Genomic DNA, 26011 nt, shown 5'->3' on the forward strand with positions numbered 1-26011 from the left:
AAGATATATGGGAAAATCCATATAAGCTTAGGTCTTTTATATTTTTAGTTTAAATCAATAACTCCATAGTGAATAGGAGCGTATTTACCACCACAGATTTTAGTAAAACCAAGGCGAGAAAATTCAAGACTGCGACTATTTTCTTTGAAGACTATGCGATATTTAGCGACGCGTTTAGCTTCATTTAATGCTTCGTGGCTAACAGCTCTCATATCTGCTAATTGGCGAAGTGGATTTAGACTTTTACTGTCCGTGAGTGCATGGCGAAACATAGGGTCAAAATAGATGATATCAAAACTATTATCTTCTTGTTCTTTAAGAAAACTTAAATAATCTTGATTGATAACAGTGATATTATCCATAGCAGATTTTAAATCGTAATTAGTAGGTAGATAAGTCTTTAGTCCATCTTTGACGATGAGAGCGATTAAAGGGTTAACTTCAAGGCCGATGACTTTACCTTTAGGGCCTACACCATATGAGCTGATAATTGCATCAGAGGCAAAACCTAAAGTGCAATCTAAAACAGTTTTATTTTGTAAAAATTCTCGTCCTCCCATAGCTTCAAGCATATTATCAATATCACCACAGCGTAAACGTTTCATGCGAACTTGAGCCATATTAGGGTGAAAAAACATTTCGCCTGTAGGTAAATCTAAGACTAATTTATCTTTTTTTACAATGATTACAGTATCTGCATTTTCTTGTTGTTTTATTTTATCAATGCCGAGATTATTTCTTGTAACATAAGAAATGGATAAATCTTTAGCAATTTGTTTAGCTTTATTTTCTAAATCAATTGTTACTTTGCGAATAGTAGTAATTACAGTCAAATTTAAAGCTCCTTTTAAATATTGCGATGTACAAAATTTGATATAGGTTTATAAATGAAATAAGTTATTAAAGCATTTATACTTGCTTTAATCAAATTAAAAGGTATGATGGCAGGTAAAAGTAGTTCAATAACTTTTTCCATAGGTGCACCTAAGAAAATAGGTGTTAATAGTAAATTACAAATGACCATAACACAAGTCATACTTAAAGCTCCGCAGATTAAACCGACAACAGCAGAGCGTTTTGTTTTTGTACGTTGATAAATAAATCCGGCAATAAAAGCAAAAGTACCTGTAGCTAAAAAATGCATGACGATACCGATTGGACCACCATCACCACTGATGAATAAACCTTGTAAAATAGAAACAATTGCTGTCAGGATTACACCACCCATAGGGCCAAAGAGAAAACTGCCAATGAGAATAGGAATATCAGCAGGGTCATATTTCATAAATGGAATAGCAGGCAAAATCGGGAAATTAATCAACATTACTAAAATCAAAGACAAAGCTACAAGCATTGCCATATTTGTCAATATTTTTATTTTCAATATACTAACCCTCTCTATATTTAATCTTGTATAGTATTATAGCGTTTATTTTATTTTTTTGCATAGAATTTTTGTACAAATTTTATAAAAGATAAGATATGTTCTTTTAAGATATAGTCTTTATGATAAGCAAAATATAAACTGCGAGTTAAGTTATTTTCAGGTAATTTTATAGTGAGCAAATTATCTGCATCAGTGATTGCTTTAGCAGAAATAAACGAGATGCCAAGTCCACTAGCTACTAATTTTTTGATGGATTCTTGGTCATTTAATCTAGCTATGATATTTAAGGATTTTTCGGATAGATTGATTTGCTCAAAGTAACTTTCTAAACGTTTTTTACTGCCACTACCTTGTTCACGCAAAATAATAGTTTCTTTTTTCAATAAAGAGATTAAATCATCTTGATTAAATGCTTTTTGGGAAAAATGTAAAAATTTTTCTTGTTTAGGAGTAATCATCACGATTTCATCATGAAAAAAAGGAACAAAATCAAGCTCTTTTTCAAAAGATTTCATACCTACCATACCAATGGTGAATTTGCCATTCAAAATAGATTGTAAGATATTACCACTGTCATTTTGATGAATATGCAATTGGATATCGGGATATTTTTGACAAAATAACGGTAATACTTCAGGTAATATATAATCGGCAGGAATGGTAGAAGCACCGATACGAATGATTTTTTTATTTTCTTCAGACCATTTTTGAATTAAATCATTTTTTAATGTGAAGATTTTTTGAGCACATGCAAATAATTCTTTTCCATGTGGTGTGATTTCAATATTTTTAGTAGTGCGAATGATTAAGCGAGAATTGAATTCTTGTTCAAGCATACGAATATGAGTGCTGATTGTAGGTTGCGAAATATATAATTTTTCTGCAGCTTTAGTAAAACTTTGATAACGAACAACAGCACAAAAAGATTCTAATTGTCTAAATTCCATAATTAATATCCTATATATTTTGTATATCTTTATTTAAAATGAGTTTAGTTAAGGCTTCTATAGTTAAATCTATCTCTTTTAATGTATTGAAATAACCAAAGGAAAAACGGATTGTGCCTGTAGGAAAAGTACCTAAAGTTTTATGTGCTTGTGGGGCGCAATGAAGACCTACTCTAGTCATAATTTGAAATTTATCATCTAAATCATAGGCAATTTGTGATAATTCATGATTTAAAACTTGAATAGAAACTACGCCTGTACGCATAAGAGTATCTTTTTTGCCAATAAGGCGAATATATTTTTCATCAGGGTCTAATTGTTGTATCTGTTGCAAAAAATAATTTGTCAACATATTTTCATGTTCATGGATTTTGGCAATAGTAATTTTTTTTAACCATTGTAAGCTCGCATGTAGTCCAATAATACCAGGAAGATTTAAAGTACCAGCTTCAAATCTATCGGGCATAAATTGAGGTATTTCTTCTGTATGACTGATACTACCTGTGCCACCGCTGATTAAAGGTTCAATTTGTTTAATCATATCTTCAGATAGAATAAAGCCACCTATTCCTTGTGGACCTAATAAACCTTTATGACCTGTGAAAGCTAGAGCATCAATATGCATTTTTTGCATATCAATGGGCAAAATACCAGCAGTTTGAGCGCAATCTACCATGAATTTTAAATTATGTTTGACACAAAATTCACCAATTTGTTCAATAGGTAAGATTGTTCCACATACATTACTAGCATGAGTTACAATGATAAGCTTAGTGTTTTCTTGTAGACAATCAGATAATTTTGCTAAAGGAAATGTTCCATCTATATGGCAAGGGACTTGAGTATAACTGATATTTTGTTTAGTTAATTGAGTCAAAGGTCGCATAATAGCATTATGTTCCATAGAAGAAATTATTACATGATCATTTGGTTTTAAAAAGCCTTTTAATAATATATTTAAACTTTCTGTTATATTTTTAGTGAAGACTACATTTTTACTATCTGTAGCATGAAATAGATCTTTTAATAATTCTCTTGTTTCAAAAACTATTTCTTCAACAGAATAAGCATTATTATAAGAACCTCTATTGATATTCACTGCATTATGAGCAAGAAAATTATAGACTTCTTTAGCTACTGAAGGTGGTTTGGGAAATGATGTACTAGCATTATCTAGATAAATTTTGTGCATGATAAAAACCTCATTTATTATGATTTTTGATAAATAGATGAAAAATATTAATAAATTAAATTAGACATAGCTTAAGTTTAGATGCTATGATAAACGCATTGTGCATATACATAGAAAGGGAGGCATATATTATGCAAAAGAATGAAAGTATGATGATTATACTTTCAGGGGGAATTATAGGTATTATAGCATCTTGTTTAGTTTATTTTGGTAATCCTATGAATATGGGCTTTTGTATTGCTTGTTTTTTACGTGATACAGCAGGCGGTTTAGGTTTACATTCCACAGCAACAGTTCAATATATTCGACCAGAAATTATCGGTTTGATTTTAGGTAGTTTTATAATTGCTGTGGCTAAAAATGAATTTAATGCTAAAGGTGGCAGTTCTCCATTAACACGTTTTATATTGGCATTTTTCGTGATGATTGGCTGTTTGATGTTCTTAGGTTGTCCTTTTAGAATGATATTGCGTTTAGCAGGTGGAGATTTAAATGCTATTTTTGGCTTAGTAGGATTTATCGCTGGTATTATGGCAGGAGTATTTTTCTTAAATAAAGGATATAGTTTAAAAAGAACATATAAATTGCCTAAATTAGAAGGTAGTATTTTACCAATTATCGCTGTAGTTTTATTAGTGTTTTTACTTACAGCACCAGTATTTATTCATTTTACGGAAAGTGCTTCAGCTCCAGGTGGTAAACATGCAGCTTTAGCTATTAGTTTAGTTGCAGGTATTATTGTAGGTATGTTGGCTCAACGTACGCGTTTATGTATGGTTGGTGGCATAAGAGATATAATTTTATTTGGTCAATCAAGATTATTATTAGGCTTTATTGCTATTTTAGTGAGTGCGTTTATTTGCAATTTAATACTTACAAATATCACAGATGTATCATATTTTAATTTAAGTTTTGATAAACAACCAATAGCTCATACAGATGGAATTTGGAATTTCTTAGGTATGTTATTAGCTGGTTTTGGCTGTGTATTACTTGGCGGTTGTCCATTGCGTCAATTAGTCTTAGCAGGTGAAGGTAATTCTGATAGTGCTATCACTGTTCTAGGGTTAATTATCGGAGCTGCTTTTGCCCATAATTTTGGTTTGGCTTCTAGTGGCAATGGTCCAACAGTAAATGGTCAAATTGCAGTAGTTATCGGTTTAATTGTAACGATATTCATAGCATATTTTAACACATTTAGTATTAAATCAAAATAATGAGGGAGTTTTAGATTTATGGAAATTTTAGATGCAAGAGGACTTTCTTGTCCAGAACCTGTGATTATGCTTAGCAAAGCAATGATGAGCAAAGAAAATAAATATCAAATGGTAGTAGATAGCCCTACAGCTAAAGAAAACGTGAGCAATTATGGTAAAAAGCAAGGCTATAATGTCAATATTACTGAACAAAATGGAGAATATACTTTGACTTTTACAAAGTAAAAGTTAAATATAAAATACAATGAAATATATAGTAACTTTTTATGCACATTTTGGTGCTATTCGCTTTAAAAAATTATGCGAACAAATGAATATAAAAGCTAAAATTATGCCTGTACCACGAGATTTGAGCAGTAGTTGTGGGACTTGTGTCTTATGTGAAGGTGAATTGATTGATGAACAGCAAATTCATCAAGATGAAGTCGAACAAATTGTAGAGCTTAAAGAAAATAAGTATCATCTTATCTACAGGGCAGAAAATAGTTAAAAGAAAGTAAAAGCTATTAATAGTAATATCTATTAATAGCTTTTTTGTTAAAGAATACGAGCTTCTATTCTCATTAAATAATAGTTGAAATCCGTTTCAGAAAGATAATTGAGCATATCTTCTTCATATAAAGCACCTATGACATTGTAATTCATATTATGTAGTTCTTCTACGAATTGAGCATAAGCTTTGATTAAATCATCATAAGAACCACGAATATATTTTATGGCATATAATCCAGCAGGTTTTATCAATAATTGTTTATTGTTTACTTTGCGATTTATTTTCGTGCAAAAATACGTAGTTTGGAAAGTTTTGTCTTGAATATGTTCAGCAGAAATGATTTCACCTAAGGAAAAAGTATAATAAAAATTATGCTTATTACAATAATTGACATGTTGAGAAATAGCTGAAAAAACAGCTTTATCATCAGGGGTTTTAGGCCCTTCAGTTACAATAAAATACTCTTCTTCTTTATGAGTGAAAGTAATTTTATCAATTTCCACATTGAAAGAATCAAGTGTGATATTCATTGTATTTTTTAATAAGCTACGCAATCTTTTTAACCGTTCTATTTCTTGATGGATTTTTTTATCCTTTTCTTTTAACATGGATAAAAAAGTTTTAGCGTCGCGATTATCCATATATATTTTGATTTCTTCTAAGCTAAGACCTACTTCTTTTAATAAGGAAATCATATCAAATAAAAATGCTTGATTAGCTGAATAATATCTATAGCCATTAGGGGCTATTTTGGCAGGTTTTAATAAATTAATATCATCATAGTGAAATAATGTATCTTTTGTTGTATTGCAAAATTTAGCAAATTCGCCACTGGTGAATAATTTTTGTCCCATGATAAAATACCTTAATTGTTTTAATCAGTTTTTAAATCTTCATTAGAAAATAAATTTGCTTCTTGATAGAGTTTTTCTCGTTCTTCATAACTCATATTTGGCAATTCTGGTAAATCTTTTATATCATTTAAGCCGAAACATTGTAAAAATGTAGAAGTAGTACCATATAATATAGGTCTGCCGATGACCTTTTTACGACCAACTTCTTGAATTAAATCTCTTTCAAGTAAACGACGTAAGATTTTATCTGTATTTACACCGCGAATTTCTTCGATTTCTTGTTTAGTAACAGGTTGTTTAAAAGCAATGATAGATAATGTTTCCATTATAGGTTGAGAGAGCTTTTTATCAACAACTTGAGTGAATTTTTCAAGATAAGGAGCTATTTTTATTTTTGTGCATAATCGATAGCCACCAGCAATTTTGACTAATGCTAATCCACGATGTTTAGCTTGTAAATCTTCTTGTAAGGACATGATGAGTTCATCTAATTCGTCGCTTGTAATATTTAAAGTATTTGCTAAGCGAAAATGAGATACTGCTTCACCGGATATAAATAAAATTGCTTCTAGTGCAGCTTTTAACTCATCTTTATCTTTAGAAATTATAGGAGTTTTTTCTGTTTGCATAAATTATCCCTCCTTTTTTAGTTATTAAATATAAGAAATATATTTGAGGAAATAGTTGTATTTTATTTTATCAAAAAAGCTGTGATTTGCCTATTAAATATCAATATAATCGTAAAATAAATAGCAGGCAACACAAAAATATGTTGCCTGCTATTTGGAGATTGTATATTAAGAGAATTAGAGAGAGCTAAATTAGAAAACTTTAACGCTACCTGCATCACGCATATGAATTTCATAATATTCATTTTTAAGAACATCTTTGAGGAATGCTCTAAATGCAGGAGATTCTTCTTTTGGAATAACAGAAAGGATAGAACCAGCAAAACCGCCACCATGAACACGGCATACACCTTTATGATTCTGGAAGTAAATTTCGTTCATAGCGAGGAAGAGTGCAATACCCTGATGTTTAGGGTCTGGTGTTGCACAGTTCTGTAAAAATCTCCAAGAAGAAAGACCAGAATCAGTAACAGCTTTTTCAAAGTTAGTGTAATCATGTTCTTTAACTTCTGCAGCTAATTTGCGAACACGTTCTGTTTCTGTAATGAAGTGGATAGCACGAAGAACTGCACGGTCGCCAGCTTTTTCACGAAGAGCTGGAAGATTTGCCATGATATCGTCCATGCTAACATCTTTTAAGTATTCTTTACCAAAGAATTGGGAGATAGCTTTCATTTCTACAGTGATAGCAGTGTATTCGCCATCAAGAGCGGAGTGATCTTCGCCTGTAGGAGTGATGAAAAAGTCATATTTATCTTGAATAACTTTACTATCTAATTTTACAACTTCAGGGTTTTCATAGTTAGCAAAGTCAATAGTAATCATACCACCAGTAGCACATGCTAATTGGTCTAAAAGTCCGGATTTTTTATCCCATTTATTATTTTCAGCCCATTGACCAGCTTTAGCACATTCTAAAGTAGAGATTTCGTTATTGTTGTAGAGGTCATTTAAAATTGCGCAGATAAGCATTTCAAAAGAAGCAGAGGAGCTAACACCAGCAGCACTTAATACTGTAGTTGTCATGAATGTAGTGAAGCCACCAATTTTTCTGCCATTTTGAACGAAACGTTCGAGAATACCTTTGATTAATTTAACAGTACGAGAGTCATCTTCTTTAACAGCTAAATCATTAACATCAATAGTGAATTCATCATATTCTAAGCTTTTTACATGAATTTTGCCGTCAGCATTAGGAGTAACAATTGCGATTGTATCCATGTCGATACTTGCAGCTACGATACGACCAAGTTGATGGTCTGTATGGTTACCAATGATTTCAATACGACCAGAAGAACTGAAGAAAGATGCATTATCAACAGGATAAACTTCAGCAAAAGCATCAGCTAATTTTTGATAACGTTTAACTTGAGTATCTACAGCTTGTTCATCAAGATTGTAAAGGCTCATAAGTTTTTCTTTAGCTTCTTGAGATTTTAAGAATTCGATAATATTAGACATTTTTATACCTCCATTTTGGTAAACGTTTTCTTTAAATAGCAAAATAAAAAAGGGAAAAAGCCCAATCCCTATACCACAGTTGTATCTTATGTAATATATTATGCAGCTTTTGTGGTTGATTGTCAAGTATAATTTTTAAATTTAATTTTTTTGTATATTTTCTGAAAAATGCAAGATAGACCTACAAAAAATGTAGGCTATCTCACATTTCATTTATTATTTTGAGATTTTATTTATTATTTTCAGCAATTATTTGTTCACTGATTTTAGCAGGAACTTCTTCATAATGTGAAAATTCCATAGTGTAACTGCCACGACCTTGAGTTGCTGAACGTAAATCAGTAGCATATTTATATAATTCAGCTAAAGGAACTTGAGCTTCAATGATGCTGACATCGTGAGATGGGCTTTCAGTATTGATGATGCGACCACGTTTTGTATTGATACCACTGATTACATCACCCATATAATATTCTGGAATTGTGATTTTTAGAGTATAATATGGTTCTAAGAGTACAGGTTTGGCTTCAGGAATACCTTTTTTTATAGCAAGAGCTGCTGCTGTTTTGAAAGCCATTTCTGAAGAGTCAACAGTATGGTAAGAACCATCAAAGAGATTAACTTTGATATCAACCATTGGATAACCAGCTAAAATACCTGTTTGAAGTGTTTCACGAACACCTTTTTCTACAGCAGGAATATATTGACGAGGAACAGCACCACCTACAATAGTTTCAGTGAAAGTAACGCCACTGCCTAATTCACCAGGGCTAAATTCTAACCAAACATCGCCATATTGACCATGTCCACCACTTTGTTTTTTATGTTTTCCTTCAACTTTGCTAGTGCCACGGAGAGTTTCACGATAAGCGATAGCAGGCTGATAAAGTTTAGCTGTAACGCCAAATTTATTTAAGAGTTTTTCAATAGCTACATCAAGATGTAATTCACCTACACCACTGATAGTTAAATCGCCAGTTTCTGTATTTTTATAGATTGTTAAAGTAGGGTCTTCATCTACTAGACGAGTTAATGCATTACCAATTTTATCTTCGTCAGCTTTTTTATCTGCTTTGATTGCCATAGTAAACATAGAAGCAGGATGAGTAACAGGTTCATATTTGATAGGTTCTTCTTCATTACATAAAGTATCACCTGTTTTTGTTGCTTGAAGTTTGGTGATGATTACGATATCACCAGCATGAGCAATTTTTTGAGCTTGTTGGTTTTTACCACAAGCACTATAAAGACTGCTAATACGTTCAGTTTTTTCGCTAACGCTATTATATACAGAACTGTTTTCAATTAAAGTGCCAGATAAGATTTTTAAGTAACTAACTCTGCCGATGAACTGGTCAACAACTGTTTTAAATACATATCCGGAGAAAGCATCTTCTGTACGGCGTTCAATGAGTTCATTATTTTTTGGATTAATACCCATAGAAGCACGGAAATAAGGAGTTGGCATATATTCAATGATACTGTTCATTAATTGTCTAAAGCCAATACCTTTAGTAGCACTACCGCAAAGTACAGGGAAAATTTTAGCATTTACGATACCTTCAATGAGAGCAGCTGCTACTTCTGTTTCAGTGATTTCTTCGCCTTCAAGATATTTTTCTAATAATTCATCATTGAATTCAGCGCAAGTTTCCATGAGCATATGACGAGCAGTATCTACTTCATCTTTCATATATTCAGGAATTTCATAAATCAAATCTTTATTTTTGATTAAGACTTTTGTATTCATAGTGATAAGGTCAGCTACGCCTTGGAAACTAGCTTCGCTACCAATAGGAATTTGAATAGGAACAATTCCTTTACCAAAATGAGCACGTAATTCTTCTACTACTTTATAAAAATCAGCATGTTCACGGTCCATTTTATTGATGAAAATAGCACGTGGTAGAGATAATTCTTCAGCATATTTCCATGCTCTATCTGTTTCAATTTCGATACCAGATGTAGCAGAAACTACTACGATTGCTGATTCACAAGCAGTAAAAGCAGATTTTACTTCTCCTGTAAAATCAGGATACCCTGGAGTATCTATGAAATTAATTTTGTAACCTTGCCATTCACAAGAAGCTAGACTAGAATCAATAGTCATTTTGCGTTTTACTTCTTCTGGTTCATAATCAAGTATGGAAGTGCCATCATCTGTTTTGCCTACACGATTAGTAGTACCACATTTGAAAAGGCAGTTTTCTGCTATTGATGTTTTACCAGATTTGCCATGTCCTACTAATGCTAAGTTTCTTAATTGTGTACTATTAAATTCTGTCATATTAAAATCCCTCCTGGGTGTAAAATCTTAAAAATCTATATTTAATATATTCTCTGAAAATTTTTAAAATCCTTTTATAATTTTAGAAAAAAATAAAAGACTATCACTAATATTTTTTATTTTTTAGTGATAGCCTAAATAAAATATTTAATTATTATTTAATTGAGCTTTTAAAACTTCCAATGCTTTGTCTAATTGTGTATCTAAAGTAGCATTTTCATCTAAATTTATTTCAATATCAGGTGTGATACCTGTGCCATCTATAGAACGTCCGCTTGGTGTATAGTACTTAGCAATAGTTAATTTTACAGCATCATCTTCAAACATAGGTAAGATTGTTTGCACAGAGCCTTTACCATAAGAAGTATTACCGATTATTGTACCTGATTTTGTATCTTGAATAGCGCCAGAAAGTATTTCAGATGCACTAGCACTGTTTTTATTGATTAAGACAACAAGAGGATATTCAGGAGCTTCTAAAGATGAAGAGTATGTTTCTTTATTTCCTTGTTTATCAACAATAGAAACAATTTCTCCTTTAGGTACAAGTTTTTTAGCAATTTCAACACAAGTTGTCAAAAGTCCGCCAGGATTGTTGCGCAAATCTAATACAAGTGCCTTCATACCTTGATTTTTTAAATCATTGTAAGCTTCATTAAATTCATTGGCAGTGTCTTCAGAGAAAGATACTATTTGAATATAACCGATATTGTTATCTAACATTTTATGACCGACAGTTTTTAATTTTATATTGTCGCGTGTAATTGTTATATCTTGATTTGCATTATCGCGCATAATGGTTAAAACTACATCGGTACCAGCTTGTCCACGAACATGGGCAGCTACTTCATCAAATGCCATTTGAGTTACTGGTACCCCATCAACGGCTAAAATTTCATCACCTTCTTGAAGACCTGCTTTTTGCCCTGGAGAATTTTCCATGATGCCGACTATATGAATTTTTTGTTCATTATCCATACCCATGACAACACCGATACCAGCAAAAGAGCCTTCTGTTTGTTCCATTAAGGTTTTATACATTTTAGGTGATAGGTAATTGGAATGAGGGTCATTTAAGGATTTTACCATGCCATCAATCGCACCATCAATTAGTTTTACATCATCAGTATCGTTGACATATTTTGTTTCAATGAAGCGATAAGCTGTAATAAAACGCATTAGATTGCTAAATCCTTGCTCATTAAAACCGAGAGCATAATAAATTAAACCTAAGGTAGAAATTGAGGAGATAATTGCTATGAGTAATACTGCAATTATAGTTTTTAAAATTTTATTCATAAAATATCACCACTTAGTATTTATAAATAGTCATATGGATTAGTAGGTTCACCATTGACACGAACTTCAAAATGACAATGAGGGCCTGTGGAATTTCCTGTAGAGCCACAATGAGCTATGACATCGCCTTGAGAGATATTTTGACCGACACTTACAGTGAGTGATTGATTATGACCATAAAGTGTAGAAACACCATTTCCATGGTCGATAATGACAGTATTGCCATAACCGCTAATCCAGCCTGAATATGTTACAGTACCAGAGTCAGCAGCATAGATATTCATGCCATAATCACCACCAATATCAATACCGCTATGATAGCGAGCATTGCCATAAATAGGGTGAGTTCGCCAGCCATATTCAGAAGTTATAGGGCCACCTAAAGGCCAAATCATTTGCCCTGTGCCGACATATGCCGAAGAGCCTCGTCTTTGTATCATTAAAGCAATTTGTTCAGATGCATTCATGAGTTCTTTATATGCTTTTTCTGATGTTTCTTTGTCATATTTTATTCTATCTATCATTTTATCAAGAGCGGATTTTTTATCATCAAGAGCAAATTTTTTAGTTTTAGCTTCATCATATAATTTTTCTGTAGCAGTTTTTTCTTTTTCTAATTCTGCTTTAGTTTGTATAATGCTATTGCGTTCTTGATGAATTTTAGTGATTAAATCATAATCATAGCGTAAAATTCTTTTGATTAAATCCATTCTAGTCAAAAAATCTGAAAAATCTTTTGCACCAAATAAAATATCTAGATAAGAAATTTGTCCATGTATATAGATATCACGTACACGTTTTTGTAAATATTTCTGGTTCTTTTTCAATGATTGTTCAGTATCTGCTAATTGTTTTTCCTTTTGAGCAATCTGTTCATTAGCATTGTCTAATTTAGCTTTTATTTCCTTATAAGCTGTATTTGCTTCATCTAATTCTGCTTGCAAGATACGCATTTTTTCAGAAACCTCGTTTAATTTATCAGTGGCTTCTTGTATTTTATTTTTTTCTTCTTGGGCTTGTTGTTCAATGCGTTCTTGTTTTTCAGAAAGGCTTTCGGCAAAAACAAGAGGTGTATTTGTCATAAAAAAGCATAATAATAAAGATAAAATAAGAAATTTTTTCATTAAAATATGCTCCTTAAACTTTTAGAAATCTTTTTAAAGAAATGGTACTGCCCAAAGCACCAATGATAATTCCTGCAACTAAGATAGCAAGGCTGATATAATCAATGAATGGGTGTTGCGGAATGAGTGGGAAAAATGCCATAGCTTCATAGATTTCCTGAGTAACTTGATTGTAGACTATATAAAGAAATATAGTAGCTAAACCCCCACCGATAAAGCCAAGACAAATGCCTTCAAGAAGGAAAGGCCAGCGAATAAACCAGTCAGTTGCACCAACATATTTCATGATGGCTATTTCTTTTCTGCGAGCAAATACAGTGAGGCGTATTGTATTTGAAATGATAAAAATAGCAGCACCAGTCAATAGGATTATTAAAGCTACACCAATTAAACGAATTAAGTGAGTCAGATTGAATAGATGATTGATGATATCCTGACTATAGGAAGCAGATTCTACACTATCGAGAGCAGCTGCTGTATCAGCTATAGTTTTTACTTGCTGAGGAGAAGTAACAGTCAAAGAAAAAGAATTAGGTAGAGGATTCGTATCGTCTAAAGCATCTAATAAAAATTGTTGGTCGCCTAGACGTTCTTTGAAATTTTTCATAGCTTCTTCACGAGTAGTGAATTTAATATCTTGTAATCCTTCTATTTTACTCAAAGTTTCTTTAGTTTCATCGATTTCTTCTTGGGATAAATCATCTTTCAAATATACGCTTATTTGTACTTGTGATTCTAATGTGTCTGCCATTTTATTTAAATTTAAAATGACGATAGAGAAAAAACCTAAGATAAATAAAGAAAGAACTACGGTAAAAATGGAAGCTAAAGTCATCCAAATGTTGCGTTTAAAAGAGGTATAGACTTCTTTGATAAAATATTCACTTGTACTAAGCTTCATCACTATAACCTCCTTGAGCAACATCGCGAATAATTTGACCGTTTTCAATAGTTAATACGCGTCGTTGCATAGTGTCTACAATTTCTTTATTATGAGTAGCCATGACGATTGTAGTACCAGCTTTATTGATGCGATAAAATATTTCCATGATGCCCCATGTAGTTTCTGGGTCAAGATTTCCTGTTGGCTCGTCAGCAATGACGATAGCAGGTTGATTGACAATAGCTCTAGCTATAGCTACACGTTGCTGTTCACCACCGGATAATTGATGAGGAAAACAATTATATTTATCTTTCAAACCTACGACATCTAAAACACTATTTACGCTGTGTTGTATTAGACGGCGAGGTGCTTCGATAACTCGCATAGCAAAGGCAACATTTTCATAAACCGTTTTATCTGGTAAAAGGCGATAATCTTGGAAAACAATACCTAGACTACGACGTAAATAAGGAATATCTTGTCGTTTCATTTTAGTGATATTATATCCATTGATGATAACTGTTCCAGAAGTAGGCAAGGTTTCATGTAAAAGCATGCGCATAAAGGTGGATTTACCAGCTCCACTTGGACCTACGATAAAAACAAATTCCCCTTTATGAATTTCTACATTTATATCATTTAGAGCTAGAGCATTATTTTCATATTTTTTAAATATTTTTTCCATACTAATAATTGGTTTATTAGTCATTACAAAACCCCTTTAATAAAATTTAAGCAATATTACAAAATGCTTCCTGTATTTGTAGCAGGAAGCATTTTTAGTTTAATAATTTGAGTATTAATCAGCAAGTATTTCTGTACCAGTTTCAGTGATTAATACAGTTTTTTCCCATTGTGCAGATAAAGAACCGTCTTTTGTATAGATTGTCCATTCATCTACTGGGTCTAAGACTACATGACGAGCACCCATATTAATCATTGGTTCAACAGTTAAAACCATACCAGGAACGAGAAGCATACCTGTATTTTTTTTACCAAAATGAGCTACGAATGGTTCTTCATGGAACTTTTTACCAACACCATGACCACCTAAATCTTCAACTACAGAATAACCGTGTTTATGTGCATGATGTTCAACAACAGCTCCGATATCACCAACAAAGCCCCATGGTTTAATAGCTTTAATACCGATTTCCATACATTCTTTAGTAACTTCTACTAACTTTCTTGCTTTATCAGAAACATTACCTATCATAAACATACGAGAAGCATCAGCATAATATCCATCAAGAATAGTAGTTACATCTACATTTACAATATCGCCATCTTTTAAAACGATATCACGACTAGGAATACCATGACAAACTACATTATTAATAGATACGCAGATACTTTTTGGATAGCCTTCATAATTTAAGCAAGCAGGAATACCGCCATGTTCAACGATATAATTATGTGCTAATAAATTGATAGTTTCTGTATCCATGCCAGCACAAATTTTAGAAGCTATTAAATCAAGAGCACCATTATTTATAATGCCACTTTTGCGAATACCTTCAATATCTTTTTCATTTTTTATAATATTGCGAGGTGGTCTTTTTTGACCTTTGAATGCCTTTAATTTAATGGAATTTAAGTGTTCGTCAAATTGTTTATGGCAGTCTTTATATGCTTTATTACTGCCACACCAACATAAATCAGTATCTAACATATTTTTATCTCTCCTATTCTATAGCATATTATAAAGCTTTTTAGTTAATTTGAACAGAATAAAATTAGGTATAAATTATTATCTTGTGATGTATAATAAAATTTATCGAAAATAATCAAAATGGAGTATTTATAAGATGAAAGAAGTAAAACCTATAAATATATTAAAGGCTAAAAATAGAGAAGAATTAAGACTGTGGCTAGAAAATAATTATGAAACACAAAAAGAATGTTGGGTGATAGTAAAACGAGGTAAGTCACAAAATGATGATACATTTTGGTATATAGATGCTGTGGAGGAAGCTTTGTGCTTTGGTTGGATAGATAGTACGGTAAAAAACTTGATAATGGAATAACAATACAAAGATTATCTCCACGAAAAAAAGGCTCTATCTGGTCGGAATTGAATAAAGAACGTTGTCGAAGAATGGAAAAGTTAGGAAAAATGACATAAGCAGGTAAAAAAGTATTACCAGATATGTCGGAAAAGGGATTTAATATTGATATAGATATATTAGAAGCATTGAAAAAAGATGAGATAGTTTGGGCAAATTTCCATAAGTTTCCATCATTATATCAACGTGTACGCATAGATACTATTCAAATAAAAAAGAAAAATCCTCAATTATTTCAAAAAAGATTAGAAAAATTAATTGAAAATACAAAGAATGGTATTGTGTATGGAGAATGGAATGATAATGGAAGATTATTAAATTATTAGGCGAAAATACTGAGATATATAGATAATTAATTAGTATAAATTAATAATGCATAAAATTTGTAAAAATTTTTTAAAATTTTTATAAAAAATAGAAGGAATAGAAATAGTAGTTGTAGAATATATATAATCAAAGATACAGAAAAGGGGATGAATGCATATGGCAACATTCACTATTAGAGGCAAAAACATTGAAGTCACTCCAGCACTTCGCGATTATGTAGAAAAGAAAGTAGGAAAAGTAACAAAATACTTCGATAATGTTGGAGAAATTACCGTCCTTCTTACAGTATCAAAAGACCGTCATATTGTAGAAGTTACTGTACCTGTTCAGGGAATTTTATTACGCGGACAGGAAGCAACAATGGATATGTATACATCTATTGATTTAGTTATCGAAAAAATTGAACGTCAGATTCGTAAATATAAAACTAAATTGGAAAAACGTTTCCGTGAAGGTAGTATCAGAACTGAAATGATGACTCCACCTGCAAAACCTGTTGAAGAAGATGAAGCAGTTGTTATTAAAACAAAACGTTTTGTGGTAAAACCTATGGATGTTCAAGAAGCTATTATGCAGATGAATTTATTAAACCATGATTTCTTCGTATATCGTGATGATAAAACTGAAGATGTTAACGTTGTTTACAAACGTAAAGATGGTAAATATGGTTTAATTGAGTCTGGTGTATAATATATTTTAGGTAGACAATAATACATTGAGATAAAATCGGGCTAAGTTAATTAGCTCGATTTTTTTTTATAAATAAGTAAATAAAATAATGACTATCTTTGACTTATTAAGCATTGTTTGATAAAATTTGATGTAGTTTTATTTGTATATAATTTTTACATCTATAATATTTTAGTTTGTAGATAGTAAATTATCTTAGATTTTTTAGGATAAATAGATTTAGATGTTTTAGTTATACTACATTAAAATATGATTTTGTTAGGGGTTGAGATTTTTGTTCGGCTTTATTAAAAGATTTTTAGGCGATAATAATGAAAGTGAAATTCGCCGTATGCGCGGTATTGTAGAAAAAATAAACGCTTTAGAACCGCAAATGAAACAGCTGAGCGATGGCTCATTATATGGAAAAACAAGTGATTTTAAAGACCGTATAGCAAATGGTGAATCTTTAGATAGTATTTTGCCAGAAGCTTTCGCAACTGTTCGTGAAGCTTCTAGACGTGTGCTTGGTATGCGTCATTTTGATGTACAGATGATTGGTGGTATTTGCCTACATGAAGGTAAAATCGCTGAAATGCGTACAGGTGAAGGTAAAACATTAGTAGCTACATTAGCTGTATATTTAAATGCGTTAACTGGTAAAGGCGTGCATATGATTACAGTTAATGATTATTTGGCAAAACGTGATAGCGAATGGATGGGTAGATTATATCGTTCTTTAGGATTAACAGTTGGTTTAATCACTCATGATATGGATTTCCCTTCTCGTAAATTTGCTTATAATTGCGATATTACTTTCGGTACAAATAATGAATTTGGTTTTGACTATTTAAGAGATAATATGGTTGTATCTAAAGAACAGATGGTACAACGTGAATTAAATTATGCTATCATCGATGAAGTAGATAGTATTTTAATTGATGAAGCTAGAACACCACTTATTATTTCTGGTCCTGGTGCAAAATCTACTGATATGTATGCTATCATGGCAAAAGCTGTAGCAAATTTAAAAGAAGGAGAAGATTATGTTTTAAATGAAAAAGAAAAAACAGTTTCTCCTAATGATTCTGCTGTAGCAAAAGTAGAAAAAGCATTAAATATTAAAAACTTATATGATAGTGCTAATATAGAAATGTCTCATTGCTTTACACAAGCACTTCGTGCCAAAGCAATGATGAAACGCGACCGCGATTATGTTGTTCGTGATGGTGAAATCGTCATTGTCGATGAGTTTACAGGTCGTTTGATGTTTGGTAGACGTTATTCTGAAGGTTTACATCAAGCTATTGAAGCTAAAGAAGGTGTAAAAATTCAGCGTGAATCTCAAACTTTAGCAACAATCACTTTCCAGAATTATTTCCGTATGTATGAAAAATTAGCTGGTATGACAGGTACAGCAAAAACAGAGGAAAATGAATTCTTAAAGATTTATAAATTACCAGTAATTGTAGTACCTACAAATAAACCTATTAAACGTATTGATTATCCTGATGTTATTTATAAAACTAAAAAAGCTAAAATGAAAGCAGTAATCAATACAATAAAAGAATGTCATGCTAAAGGTCAGCCAGTCTTAGTAGGTACAACTTCTATCGTTCAGTCTGAAGAAGTAAGTGCACAATTGAAAAGACAAGGTATCGACCATAAAGTATTAAATGCTAAATATCATGAAATGGAAGCTGAAATCATTAAAGACGCAGGTCAAAAAGGTGCTGTAACTATTGCCACTAATATGGCTGGTCGTGGTACAGATATCAGCTTAGGTGAAGGCGTAGCAGAAGTTGGCGGTCTTTATGTAATTGGTACAGAACGTCATGAATCTCGTCGTATTGATAATCAGTTACGTGGTCGTGCTGGTCGTCAAGGTGACCCAGGTGCATCACGTTTCTTCTTATCCTTAGAAGATGATTTAATGCGTCTATTTGGTTCTGATAATATCGCCAATATCATGGAAAAACTTGGTATGGGTGAAGATGATCCAATTGAACATAAATTAGTTACTCGTTCCATTGAACAGGCACAGAAAAAAGTTGAAGCACGTAACTTCGATATTCGTAAACATGTCATTGAATATGATGATGTCATGAATCAACAGCGTGAAGTTATTTATGACCAACGTCGTAAGATTTTACTTGGTGAAAATCTCTATGAAAATATCATTGAAATGGTTAAACGTATAATTGACAGCCAGATGGATAGATATGCTAATGAAAAACTTTATCCAGAAGAATGGACATTAGATGGTTTAATCCAAGAAGCAGAAGATATTTATGCACCAAAAGGAACTCTAGTAAAAGAACAATTAGAAGCGATGAGTCGTGATGAATTAAAAGAAACTTTATATAAAGTAGCTAAAGATAATTATGATAATCGTGAAAAATTATTCGGCAGTGAAGTAATGCGTGATTTAGAACGCATCATTATGCTTAAAGTTGTAGATAATAAATGGATGGAACATTTAGATCATATGGATATGCTTCGTGAAGGTATTAGCTTGCGTGCTTATGGTCAAAGAAATCCATTAGTTGAATATAAAATTGAAGGTCATGATATGTTCCAAGCAATGATCGATAATATTCAAGAAGATATTGCAAAATTGATGTATCGTGTAAATGTTGTTCGTGAACAACCACAGCCAGAAGACCGTTTGAAAAATGCAACTGTAAATCATGGTGAAAGTATTTCTAAATCCCCACAGGCAAAAAGCAATAATATAGGTAGAAATGACCTTTGTCCTTGTGGTAGCGGTAAAAAATATAAAAACTGTTGTGGCAAAAATAAATAATTAATATATAATGATAAGGAAAAGCTCTATTTTTATTTAATTTAATAGAGCTTTTGCCTATAAATAATTTTATTTATTTTAGTTAAAAATAAAAAAGGAAGTGAAATGATGCTAGAAGATTTACACACTACGATTGTAGCGATAGAAAAAAAGCTCACTGAAATGGGGGATTCACTTTGACATCGCTCGCAAAGAAGAAAAAATTGCTGAGCTAGAATATAAAATGGGTGAACCTACTTTTTGGGACGATCCAGACCAAGCCCAAAAAATCACTCAAGAATTAAATGGTGTCAAAGCTGGTGTAGACAAATATAAAAACATTCTCCATAAATTTGAAGAAATGCAGATTTTATGGGAAATGGGCATGGAAGATAAAGATGAAACTGTTTGCGATGATGTAGAAGCAGAGATTAAAGAAATCAATGAAGCTATAGAACAGTTGGAATTAGAATTATTATTATCAGGAAAATATGATGCTAATAATGCAATTTTGACTCTACATGCAGGTGCTGGCGGAACAGAAGCGCAAGACTGGACACAGATGTTATTACGCATGTATGGACGTTGGGCAGAACGCAATGGCTTTAGCGTAGAAACAGCAGATTTATTGCCAGGTGATGAAGCTGGGGTAAAATCTGTTACTTTATTGATTAAAGGTCATAATGCTTATGGCTATTTAAAATCAGAAAAAGGCGTTCATCGTTTAGTTAGAATTTCTCCATTTGATGCTAACTCCCGTAGACATACATCTTTCTCTGCTTGTGATGTTATGCCAGAAATTGATGATGATGTAGAAGTGGATATCAATATGGCTGATGTACGTGTAGATACTTATCGTGCAAGTGGTGCAGGTGGACAGCATATCAATAAAACTGACTCTGCTGTACGTATGACACATATTCCAACAGGTGTTGTAGCACAATGTCAAAGTGAACGTTCTCAGTTACAAAACCGTGAACAATGTTTGCGTTTACTTCGTGCTAGACTTTTTGAACTTGAAATGGAAAAGAAAGAAAAAGAACTTGCAGCACTTGAAGGTGACCAGCAAAAAATTGAATGGGGTAGCCAGATTCGCTCTTATGTATTCCACCCATATAACTTAGTAAAAGACCATAGAACAAATACAGAAACAAGTGATACACAAGGCGTAATGGACGGAGATATCAATAAATTTATTGAATCTTATCTACATGCAAAAGCTAATCATATAATTTAAAATACGAGGTATCTTGAATTTGCGAAAATTATTAATTGGTTTAATCCTTGTAGTTGTAATAGCATTGGCAGGTGCAACTTATATATTACCAACATATATAAGTAATCAAATATCTGGACGTATAGAAAGAAGTTTGCAAACTGATTCTGTTAGTGCCAATATAGAAACATCACCTAGCTTTATGATGCTATTTGGTCAAGTAGATAATATAGATATTGAAGCTACAAATATAAAATTAGATAAAGTAAATTTAAATAAGTTATCTTTAAAGGGCGAAAATATAGAGATTAGCGTACAAGATTTATTATTAGCTCGTAGATTGGTGATAAACTCAGCTGATAATTTAACAATAACAGGTCTAATCGATGAAAATAATTTAGCTCAATTATTAGCAAAAGAAGTAGATAAAATTTCTGATATAGCAGTAAAAATTACACCTGATAATGTTGAGGCTACAGGAAAAATTTCTTTCTTAGGGCAAGAAGCAACTATCAATGTAAAAGGTATTATTGTAGTGGAAGGGAAAAATTTACTTTTCCGCATTACAGATGCTAATACAGAAAACAGATTGTTTGGTAAAATTGGTATAAGTTTCACTAAAGATATATTCTTAGTTTCAACAGATAAATTACCATTAGAAGGTGCAAAATTTACTAGAGTAGAACAGCAAAATGGTCAAGTACTTATTGAGGCAGGTATCAATAAGTAATAAGTAAGGTGGAATAGAGATTGACAAAGTTTAAATATAATCGTTTGTTGATTGTTTGTATAATAATTGGCCTAATAGCTGCTATTGGTGTAAATATTCAACGTAATAGTGTAGAAAAAGCAAATATGACAGTGGATTTAGCCATTGATTATGAAGATATGGTTAAATTGGCTCAATTAGAAGGAATACCAGTAGAGGAAGTATTATCTCAAGCAAAACAGGCAGGCATTTCTTCACTTGCTGTATATGAAACTACATTTGAAAAATTGAATAAAAATGGCAAAGCTATGGCTATTGCAGGTAGTTCTGTACTAGAAAATTATTATAGTGGAACTTTAAGTGATCCTGCATGGCGTACTTTAGTTCAGCAAGGTACTATAAAAGCTGACGAAGTATATGTTGTAGGACATGATAAGCAAACATATACAGAAGTAAAAGAAGATTTATTTAGACGCTTAGGCAAAGAGAGGGTAAATGTTCTAGATTTAGGAAATCAAGAAATATTAGCAGTAAAAGCTAATTATACAGAGTTATTAAAAATGAATTTAGGTATGCCAACTGATGAAATGAAGGCTGTTAATGATGCAGGTTTTTATGTGTTGGCTAGACCTAGTAACTATAAGAATGTAACAGATGATGATATCAATGCAGTTTTTGACCGTTTAAAGGATTTCAAAATATCAGAAATAGTATTTTCTGGTTCTGAAACATTAGGTGGTTTGCATAATACTGAACGTACTATTGAGTTGATGAAAGAAAGAGATATCACTCTTGGTATGATTGAACATGTTACACAATTGCAATTTTATCCACAAGATGGTTTATATGATATTGCTAGAGGTTTAGATTATAAAGTCGCTAGATTATATACTATACCAAAAGATGAACAGCCAAAATTGAAAATGGATGTAGCTGTTGAACGTTGGGCAAACACTGATGAAGAGCGTAATATACGTATAGATTTAATGCATATTTATGAAAAACCTGAAGGTGATATGTCCTTATTAGCTACAAATATGAAATATATTTCAGATACAAAAGCAAAACTTGAATCTAAAGGTTTCATTATTGGGCCTGCTAGTCATTTTGAGCCATTTTTTGGTAATACAATTTTGCAAGTTATAATGCTTTTAGGTATTTGTAGTGCTTGTGTATTGTATATTTCTTTGGTTTACCCAAGTTTATCAAATAAAAAACAGTATATTTTATTAGCAATCTGCTTTGTAATAACAGCTGTTCCAGTATTGATAGGAAAGGGCTCTACAATTCGTATAATGGCTGCTTTAGCTGCGGCAAATGTTTTTCCTGCTATTGGTATGATAAGTCAATTAGATGTAATTCGTAGAAATCGTCTAATTGGTAAATTAAAATTTGGTCCATTATTATTAAAAGCAGTGAAAGCTATTGTCTGTGCAAGTGTTGTTTCTATGATGGGGGCAATGTTCTTATCTGGTATTTTATCTGATGTAGAATTCTTCTTGGAAATGAGTATTTTCCGTGGTATCAAATTAACATTTGTATTGCCAATTATTTTAGTGGCTATAGCCTTTATGCAACGTTTTGATATATTCGGTGATAATTTATTAACACCACCAGCTTTTAAAGAACAGGCTAAACGTATATTGAATATGACTGTATCTGTAAAAGCTTTAGTAGGATTTTTGATAGCTATGATTGTAGCTGTTATCTTTATCGGTCGTTCCGGTCATACAGCTGGCGTTCCTGTTCCTGGCATAGAATTGAAAATAAGAGCTTTCTTAGAACAAGCGTTTTATGCAAGACCTCGTTCAAAAGAAATTTTTATTGGTCATCCAGCGTTTATAATAATGATCATGGCATGGTATCGTAAGTGGCCAGCAGCTATCTTCTTTATTTTATCTATAGTAGCGACTATTGGACAAGGTTCTATGGTAGAAACTTTTGCACATATGCGTACGCCGGTATTTATGTCATTAATGAGAGGTTTTGATGGTGCTTTATGGGGTGCTGTCATAGGCTGTGTTGTCATGGGTGCATTGTATTTATGGCAATATATTGCATCTTCAACAGATAGGAGTAAGTCTTTGAATGAATAATATTGTAATTTCTGGGTATTATGGTTCTAAAAATGCAGGCGATGAAGCTATGCTATCTGCAATGTTAGAAGTATTCTCAGAGCTTAATCCAAAACTTCATATTACAGTTATTTCATCAGACCCAGAATATACAAGAAAACGCCATAGTGTTGATGCAGTTAATTGGTTAAATGTAGTAGATATTTTGAAAGTGTTGAAAAAGGCGGATTTACTTATAAGTGGTGGCGGTAGCTTATTACAAAATGTAACTAGTGGTCGAAGCTTATATTATTATATGGGTGTATTATTTCTAGCTAAATTAGTTCATACACCGATAATGTTATATGCTCAAGGTATTGGTCCTATTTATGGTAAATTCGCAAGACGCTTGATGAGATGGTTTGGTAATCATAGTGCTTTGATTACAGTTCGCGATAAAGATTCATTAAAAGAATTGGATATGCTTAAGATTGTAAAACCACCGATAAAGGCTACAGCAGATCCAGTGTTAGCAATAAATGCAGTAGATAAAAAAAGTGGGCGAGAGATTTTTAAGAAATCACATATTTCACTCACTAAGCCGATAATTGGTATATCTGTGCGTGAATGGCGTGAATGGCAACATTATAAAGACGTCTTAGCAGAAGTGGCTGATGAAGCAGTAACGAAATTAAATGCTCAGATTGTTTTTATGCCAATGCAATATCCAGAAGATGTAAAGGCTGCTAAAAAAATTGTAGCTAAAATGAAACAGCCGGCATGTGTCTTGAAAGAAGATTTTACAACAAGGGAATTAATGTCATTAGTAGGAAATATGGATTTAATGATTGGCATTCGCCTTCATGCATTGATTTTTGCAGGTGTGATGGGCACGCCAATGATAGGTATATCATATGATCCTAAAATTGATAGATTTTTAAAATCCATTGATGAAGATGTTGTAGGCGATTTAGAAAATGTAACAGTGGAAGCTTTGATGCAAGAAATTAATGCTAAATGGAATAATAAAGAAATATATCGCAATCAGAATTTGAAGCGAATGGCTAAATTGCGTAGTTTAGCAAGGTCAAATGCGGAAATGGCTTTAGAATTTATAGATAAAAATAAATAATAAAAAATGACTCCTAGTAATTATAACTAGGAGTCATTTTTTTATTTAAAGAGATTTTTTAAAGTCTTAAAGAAGCTTTCTTGTTCTGGATTTGCTTTATCATTTTTAATACCAGCAAATTCACGAAGAAGTTCTTTTTGTCTGTCAGTAAGTTTTTGTGGAGTTAAAACTTTAATGCGAACATGTTGATCGCCACGACCAGCACCGCGAAGGAAAGGAATACCTTTTCCTTTTAAGCGCATTATTGTACCAGACTGGATACCAGCAGGTATTTTCATTTCTACTTTACCATCAAGAGTTGGTACTTCTATAGTATCGCCTAAGGAAGCTTGTACAAAAGTGATAGGAACTTCGCAGATGATTTCAGTGCCTTCACGTTTAAAGAATTTATGGTCTTTTACTGTGATATATACATATAAATCACCAGTAGATCCGCCACGAACACCTGCTTCACCTTCGCCAGCTACGCGGATACGGTTTCCAGTATCTACGCCAGCAGGGATTTTAACTTCAACTTTAGAGCGAACAGATTTAACACCTTTACCATTACAATCTTTACATGGTGTTTTAACGATTTCACCTGTACCACTGCAACGGGAACAAGTACGCTGATTTACCATGCGACCAAATGGTGTATTTTGAGTGAATTGTACTTGACCTGTACCATGGCAATCAGGGCAAGTTTCAGGATGGGTACCAGCAGCAGCGCCTGTACCATTACAACTAGAACATTTTTCTGTACGAGGAATATTGAGTTCTACTGTTTTACCAAATGCAGCTTCTTCAAAGGAAATAGATAAATTATAGCGTAAATCAGAACCACGTTCTGGGCCACGACGGCGAGCAGAACCGCCAGCACCACCGCCACCAAAGAACATGTCAAAGATATCGCCAAAGCCTTCTCCACCAAAGCCACCTTGACCAAAACCGCCGAAACCGCCAAAGCCACCGCCAGCTCCACCAGTACCATCAAAAGCTGCGTGACCAAATTGGTCATATTGAGCTTTTTTCTGTGGATTGGATAAAACTTCATAAGCTTCATTTACTTCTTTGAATTTTTCTTCGGCTTCTTTAGGATTATCACGATTGAGGTCAGGGTGATATTTTCGAGCCATTTTTTTGTAGGCTTTTTTTATTTCTGCTTCTGTAGCATTTTTACTTACGCCTAAGACTTCATAATAATCGCGTTTTGTACTCACTTTGCACCACCTAAACCTAAATAAAGATTTTATGCTTAATTGACATAACTCCAGCTAAGGATTAACTGGAGTTATGTGCAT

General features: G+C 32.5%; 25 protein-coding genes. 11 read left to right on the plus strand and 14 right to left on the minus strand.

Annotation, left to right across the window (positions count from 1 at the left end):
• Positions 1 to 44: 44 nt before the first annotated feature.
• Genes GXM21_RS04445 through GXM21_RS04460 form a run of 4 tightly spaced genes read right to left on the minus strand, consistent with a single transcriptional unit; the run spans position 45 to position 3526 of the window.
• Positions 45 to 833: a class I SAM-dependent methyltransferase gene (locus GXM21_RS04445; RefSeq protein ID WP_008538320.1), complete on the minus strand. Its 789-nt coding sequence runs from the start codon at positions 831 to 833 to the stop codon at positions 45 to 47.
• Positions 834 to 847: 14 nt separating this feature from the next.
• Complete coding sequence (locus GXM21_RS04450) at positions 848 to 1384, minus strand: ECF transporter S component (protein ID WP_008538319.1); 537 nt, start codon at positions 1382 to 1384, stop codon at positions 848 to 850.
• A 50-nt stretch (positions 1385 to 1434) separates the two neighbouring features.
• Positions 1435 to 2334: a selenium metabolism-associated LysR family transcriptional regulator gene (locus GXM21_RS04455; RefSeq protein ID WP_008538318.1), complete on the minus strand. Its 900-nt coding sequence runs from the start codon at positions 2332 to 2334 to the stop codon at positions 1435 to 1437.
• A gap of 10 nt (positions 2335 to 2344) precedes the next feature.
• Positions 2345 to 3526, minus strand: coding sequence for an aminotransferase class V-fold PLP-dependent enzyme (locus GXM21_RS04460; RefSeq protein WP_008538317.1), 1182 nt, complete (start codon positions 3524 to 3526; stop codon positions 2345 to 2347).
• A gap of 131 nt (positions 3527 to 3657) precedes the next feature.
• Here GXM21_RS04460 and yedE point away from each other — a divergent pair, with 131 nt between their 5' ends.
• From yedE to GXM21_RS04475, 3 genes are read left to right on the plus strand one after another with little or no spacing between them, the layout of a single operon-like run.
• Positions 3658 to 4743 carry a YedE family putative selenium transporter gene (yedE, locus tag GXM21_RS04465; RefSeq protein WP_008538315.1) on the plus strand — a complete coding sequence of 362 codons (1086 nt, stop codon included), beginning with the start codon at positions 3658 to 3660 and terminating at the stop codon, positions 4741 to 4743.
• A gap of 18 nt (positions 4744 to 4761) precedes the next feature.
• On the plus strand, positions 4762 to 4968 hold the full coding sequence (locus tag GXM21_RS04470) for a sulfurtransferase TusA family protein (protein WP_008538314.1): 207 nt from the start codon (positions 4762 to 4764) through the stop codon (positions 4966 to 4968).
• A gap of 19 nt (positions 4969 to 4987) precedes the next feature.
• The gene (locus GXM21_RS04475; RefSeq protein WP_008538313.1) at positions 4988 to 5233 is read left to right on the plus strand and encodes a putative Se/S carrier protein; all 246 of its coding nucleotides are present in this window, start codon (positions 4988 to 4990) and stop codon (positions 5231 to 5233) included.
• A gap of 47 nt (positions 5234 to 5280) precedes the next feature.
• On the opposite strand, the gene GXM21_RS04480 is transcribed toward GXM21_RS04475, so the two are convergent.
• The 9 genes from GXM21_RS04480 to GXM21_RS04520 form a co-directional block, all read right to left on the minus strand.
• A complete protein-coding gene (locus tag GXM21_RS04480; RefSeq protein WP_008538312.1) occupies positions 5281 to 6090 on the minus strand; it encodes a MerR family transcriptional regulator in 810 nt (269 codons plus the stop codon).
• A gap of 20 nt (positions 6091 to 6110) precedes the next feature.
• A complete protein-coding gene (gene scpB, locus GXM21_RS04485) occupies positions 6111 to 6719 on the minus strand; it encodes an SMC-Scp complex subunit ScpB (protein WP_008538311.1) in 609 nt (202 codons plus the stop codon).
• 192 nt (positions 6720 to 6911) lie between these two features.
• A complete protein-coding gene (locus GXM21_RS04490; protein ID WP_008538310.1) occupies positions 6912 to 8180 on the minus strand; it encodes a galactokinase in 1269 nt (422 codons plus the stop codon).
• A 229-nt stretch (positions 8181 to 8409) separates the two neighbouring features.
• Positions 8410 to 10467, minus strand: a complete 2058-nt coding sequence (fusA, locus tag GXM21_RS04495) for an elongation factor G (RefSeq protein ID WP_008538309.1) — start codon at positions 10465 to 10467, stop codon at positions 8410 to 8412.
• Positions 10468 to 10614: 147 nt separating this feature from the next.
• The gene (locus GXM21_RS04500; RefSeq protein ID WP_008538308.1) at positions 10615 to 11766 is read right to left on the minus strand and encodes a S41 family peptidase; all 1152 of its coding nucleotides are present in this window, start codon (positions 11764 to 11766) and stop codon (positions 10615 to 10617) included.
• Positions 11767 to 11786: 20 nt separating this feature from the next.
• Complete coding sequence (locus GXM21_RS04505; RefSeq protein ID WP_008538307.1) at positions 11787 to 12890, minus strand: murein hydrolase activator EnvC family protein; 1104 nt, start codon at positions 12888 to 12890, stop codon at positions 11787 to 11789.
• Positions 12891 to 12903: 13 nt separating this feature from the next.
• Positions 12904 to 13791 (minus strand): permease-like cell division protein FtsX, encoded by an 888-nt coding sequence (ftsX, locus tag GXM21_RS04510; RefSeq protein WP_008538306.1) that lies wholly within the window; start codon positions 13789 to 13791, stop codon positions 12904 to 12906.
• Complete coding sequence (gene ftsE / locus GXM21_RS04515; RefSeq protein ID WP_008538305.1) at positions 13781 to 14482, minus strand: cell division ATP-binding protein FtsE; 702 nt, start codon at positions 14480 to 14482, stop codon at positions 13781 to 13783. Before ftsE ends, ftsX begins: the two co-directional genes overlap by 11 nt.
• Before the next feature lie 90 nt (positions 14483 to 14572).
• On the minus strand, positions 14573 to 15445 hold the full coding sequence (locus tag GXM21_RS04520) for a methionyl aminopeptidase (RefSeq protein ID WP_008538304.1): 873 nt from the start codon (positions 15443 to 15445) through the stop codon (positions 14573 to 14575).
• A 136-nt stretch (positions 15446 to 15581) separates the two neighbouring features.
• On the opposite strand from GXM21_RS04520, the gene GXM21_RS12890 reads away from it, so the two are divergent.
• The 8 genes from GXM21_RS12890 (at position 15582) to csaB (ending at position 24731) form a co-directional block, all read left to right on the plus strand.
• Positions 15582 to 15800, plus strand: a complete 219-nt coding sequence (locus GXM21_RS12890) for a YdeI/OmpD-associated family protein (RefSeq protein ID WP_008538303.1) — start codon at positions 15582 to 15584, stop codon at positions 15798 to 15800.
• Between the two features lie 122 nt (positions 15801 to 15922).
• Positions 15923 to 16165: a YdeI/OmpD-associated family protein gene (locus GXM21_RS12895; RefSeq protein ID WP_008538301.1), complete on the plus strand. Its 243-nt coding sequence runs from the start codon at positions 15923 to 15925 to the stop codon at positions 16163 to 16165.
• A gap of 157 nt (positions 16166 to 16322) precedes the next feature.
• Positions 16323 to 16856 carry a ribosome hibernation-promoting factor, HPF/YfiA family gene (gene hpf, locus GXM21_RS04530; RefSeq protein ID WP_008538300.1) on the plus strand — a complete coding sequence of 178 codons (534 nt, stop codon included), beginning with the start codon at positions 16323 to 16325 and terminating at the stop codon, positions 16854 to 16856.
• A 274-nt stretch (positions 16857 to 17130) separates the two neighbouring features.
• Entirely contained in the window at positions 17131 to 19641 is a 2511-nt protein-coding gene (secA, locus tag GXM21_RS04535; RefSeq protein ID WP_008538299.1) for a preprotein translocase subunit SecA, read from the plus strand.
• A gap of 108 nt (positions 19642 to 19749) precedes the next feature.
• Positions 19750 to 20857 (plus strand): peptide chain release factor 2 gene (prfB, locus tag GXM21_RS04540; RefSeq protein WP_177159371.1). Its coding sequence is split into 2 segments (ribosomal slippage): positions 19750 to 19818 and positions 19820 to 20857, totalling 1107 coding nucleotides; the frame shifts between segments, so codons are not numbered across the junction.
• A gap of 19 nt (positions 20858 to 20876) precedes the next feature.
• A complete protein-coding gene (locus tag GXM21_RS04545) occupies positions 20877 to 21566 on the plus strand; it encodes an LmeA family phospholipid-binding protein (RefSeq protein ID WP_008538297.1) in 690 nt (229 codons plus the stop codon).
• Between the two features lie 20 nt (positions 21567 to 21586).
• On the plus strand, positions 21587 to 23641 hold the full coding sequence (locus GXM21_RS04550) for a DUF5693 family protein (protein ID WP_008538296.1): 2055 nt from the start codon (positions 21587 to 21589) through the stop codon (positions 23639 to 23641).
• Complete coding sequence (gene csaB, locus GXM21_RS04555) at positions 23634 to 24731, plus strand: polysaccharide pyruvyl transferase CsaB (RefSeq protein WP_008538295.1); 1098 nt, start codon at positions 23634 to 23636, stop codon at positions 24729 to 24731. Before GXM21_RS04550 ends, csaB begins: the two co-directional genes overlap by 8 nt.
• 41 nt (positions 24732 to 24772) lie before the next feature.
• Here the strand turns inward: csaB and dnaJ are convergent, their stop codons facing one another.
• Entirely contained in the window at positions 24773 to 25930 is a 1158-nt protein-coding gene (gene dnaJ / locus GXM21_RS04560) for a molecular chaperone DnaJ (protein WP_008538294.1), read from the minus strand.
• Between the last annotated feature and the right edge of the window lie 81 nt (positions 25931 to 26011).

The sequence above is a fragment of the Megamonas funiformis genome, assembly GCF_010669225.1.
Classification (GTDB): Bacteria; Bacillota; Negativicutes; order Selenomonadales; family Selenomonadaceae; genus Megamonas; species Megamonas funiformis.

Bases quoted from the DNA above. Each gene is read 5' to 3' on its own strand.
- GXM21_RS04460 (WP_008538317.1), bottom strand. From the start codon at position 3,526: ATGCACAAAATTTATCTAGATAATGCTAGTACATCATTTCCCAAACCA.
- GXM21_RS04505 (WP_008538307.1), bottom strand. From the start codon at position 12,890: ATGAAAAAATTTCTTATTTTATCTTTATTATTATGCTTTTTTATGACA.
- hpf (WP_008538300.1), top strand. From the start codon at position 16,323: ATGGCAACATTCACTATTAGAGGCAAAAACATTGAAGTCACTCCAGCA.
- GXM21_RS12895 (WP_008538301.1), top strand. From the start codon at position 15,923: ATGTCGGAAAAGGGATTTAATATTGATATAGATATATTAGAAGCATTG.
- scpB (WP_008538311.1), bottom strand. From the start codon at position 6,719: ATGCAAACAGAAAAAACTCCTATAATTTCTAAAGATAAAGATGAGTTA.
- GXM21_RS04475 (WP_008538313.1), top strand. From the start codon at position 4,988: ATGAAATATATAGTAACTTTTTATGCACATTTTGGTGCTATTCGCTTT.
- ftsE (WP_008538305.1), bottom strand. From the start codon at position 14,482: ATGACTAATAAACCAATTATTAGTATGGAAAAAATATTTAAAAAATAT.
- csaB (WP_008538295.1), top strand. From the start codon at position 23,634: ATGAATAATATTGTAATTTCTGGGTATTATGGTTCTAAAAATGCAGGC.
- fusA (WP_008538309.1), bottom strand. From the start codon at position 10,467: ATGACAGAATTTAATAGTACACAATTAAGAAACTTAGCATTAGTAGGA.
- ftsX (WP_008538306.1), bottom strand. From the start codon at position 13,791: ATGAAGCTTAGTACAAGTGAATATTTTATCAAAGAAGTCTATACCTCT.
- GXM21_RS04480 (WP_008538312.1), bottom strand. From the start codon at position 6,090: ATGGGACAAAAATTATTCACCAGTGGCGAATTTGCTAAATTTTGCAAT.
- GXM21_RS12890 (WP_008538303.1), top strand. From the start codon at position 15,582: ATGAAAGAAGTAAAACCTATAAATATATTAAAGGCTAAAAATAGAGAA.
- GXM21_RS04490 (WP_008538310.1), bottom strand. From the start codon at position 8,180: ATGTCTAATATTATCGAATTCTTAAAATCTCAAGAAGCTAAAGAAAAA.
- yedE (WP_008538315.1), top strand. From the start codon at position 3,658: ATGCAAAAGAATGAAAGTATGATGATTATACTTTCAGGGGGAATTATA.
- GXM21_RS04500 (WP_008538308.1), bottom strand. From the start codon at position 11,766: ATGAATAAAATTTTAAAAACTATAATTGCAGTATTACTCATAGCAATT.
- GXM21_RS04470 (WP_008538314.1), top strand. From the start codon at position 4,762: ATGGAAATTTTAGATGCAAGAGGACTTTCTTGTCCAGAACCTGTGATT.
- GXM21_RS04520 (WP_008538304.1), bottom strand. From the start codon at position 15,445: ATGTTAGATACTGATTTATGTTGGTGTGGCAGTAATAAAGCATATAAA.
- GXM21_RS04455 (WP_008538318.1), bottom strand. From the start codon at position 2,334: ATGGAATTTAGACAATTAGAATCTTTTTGTGCTGTTGTTCGTTATCAA.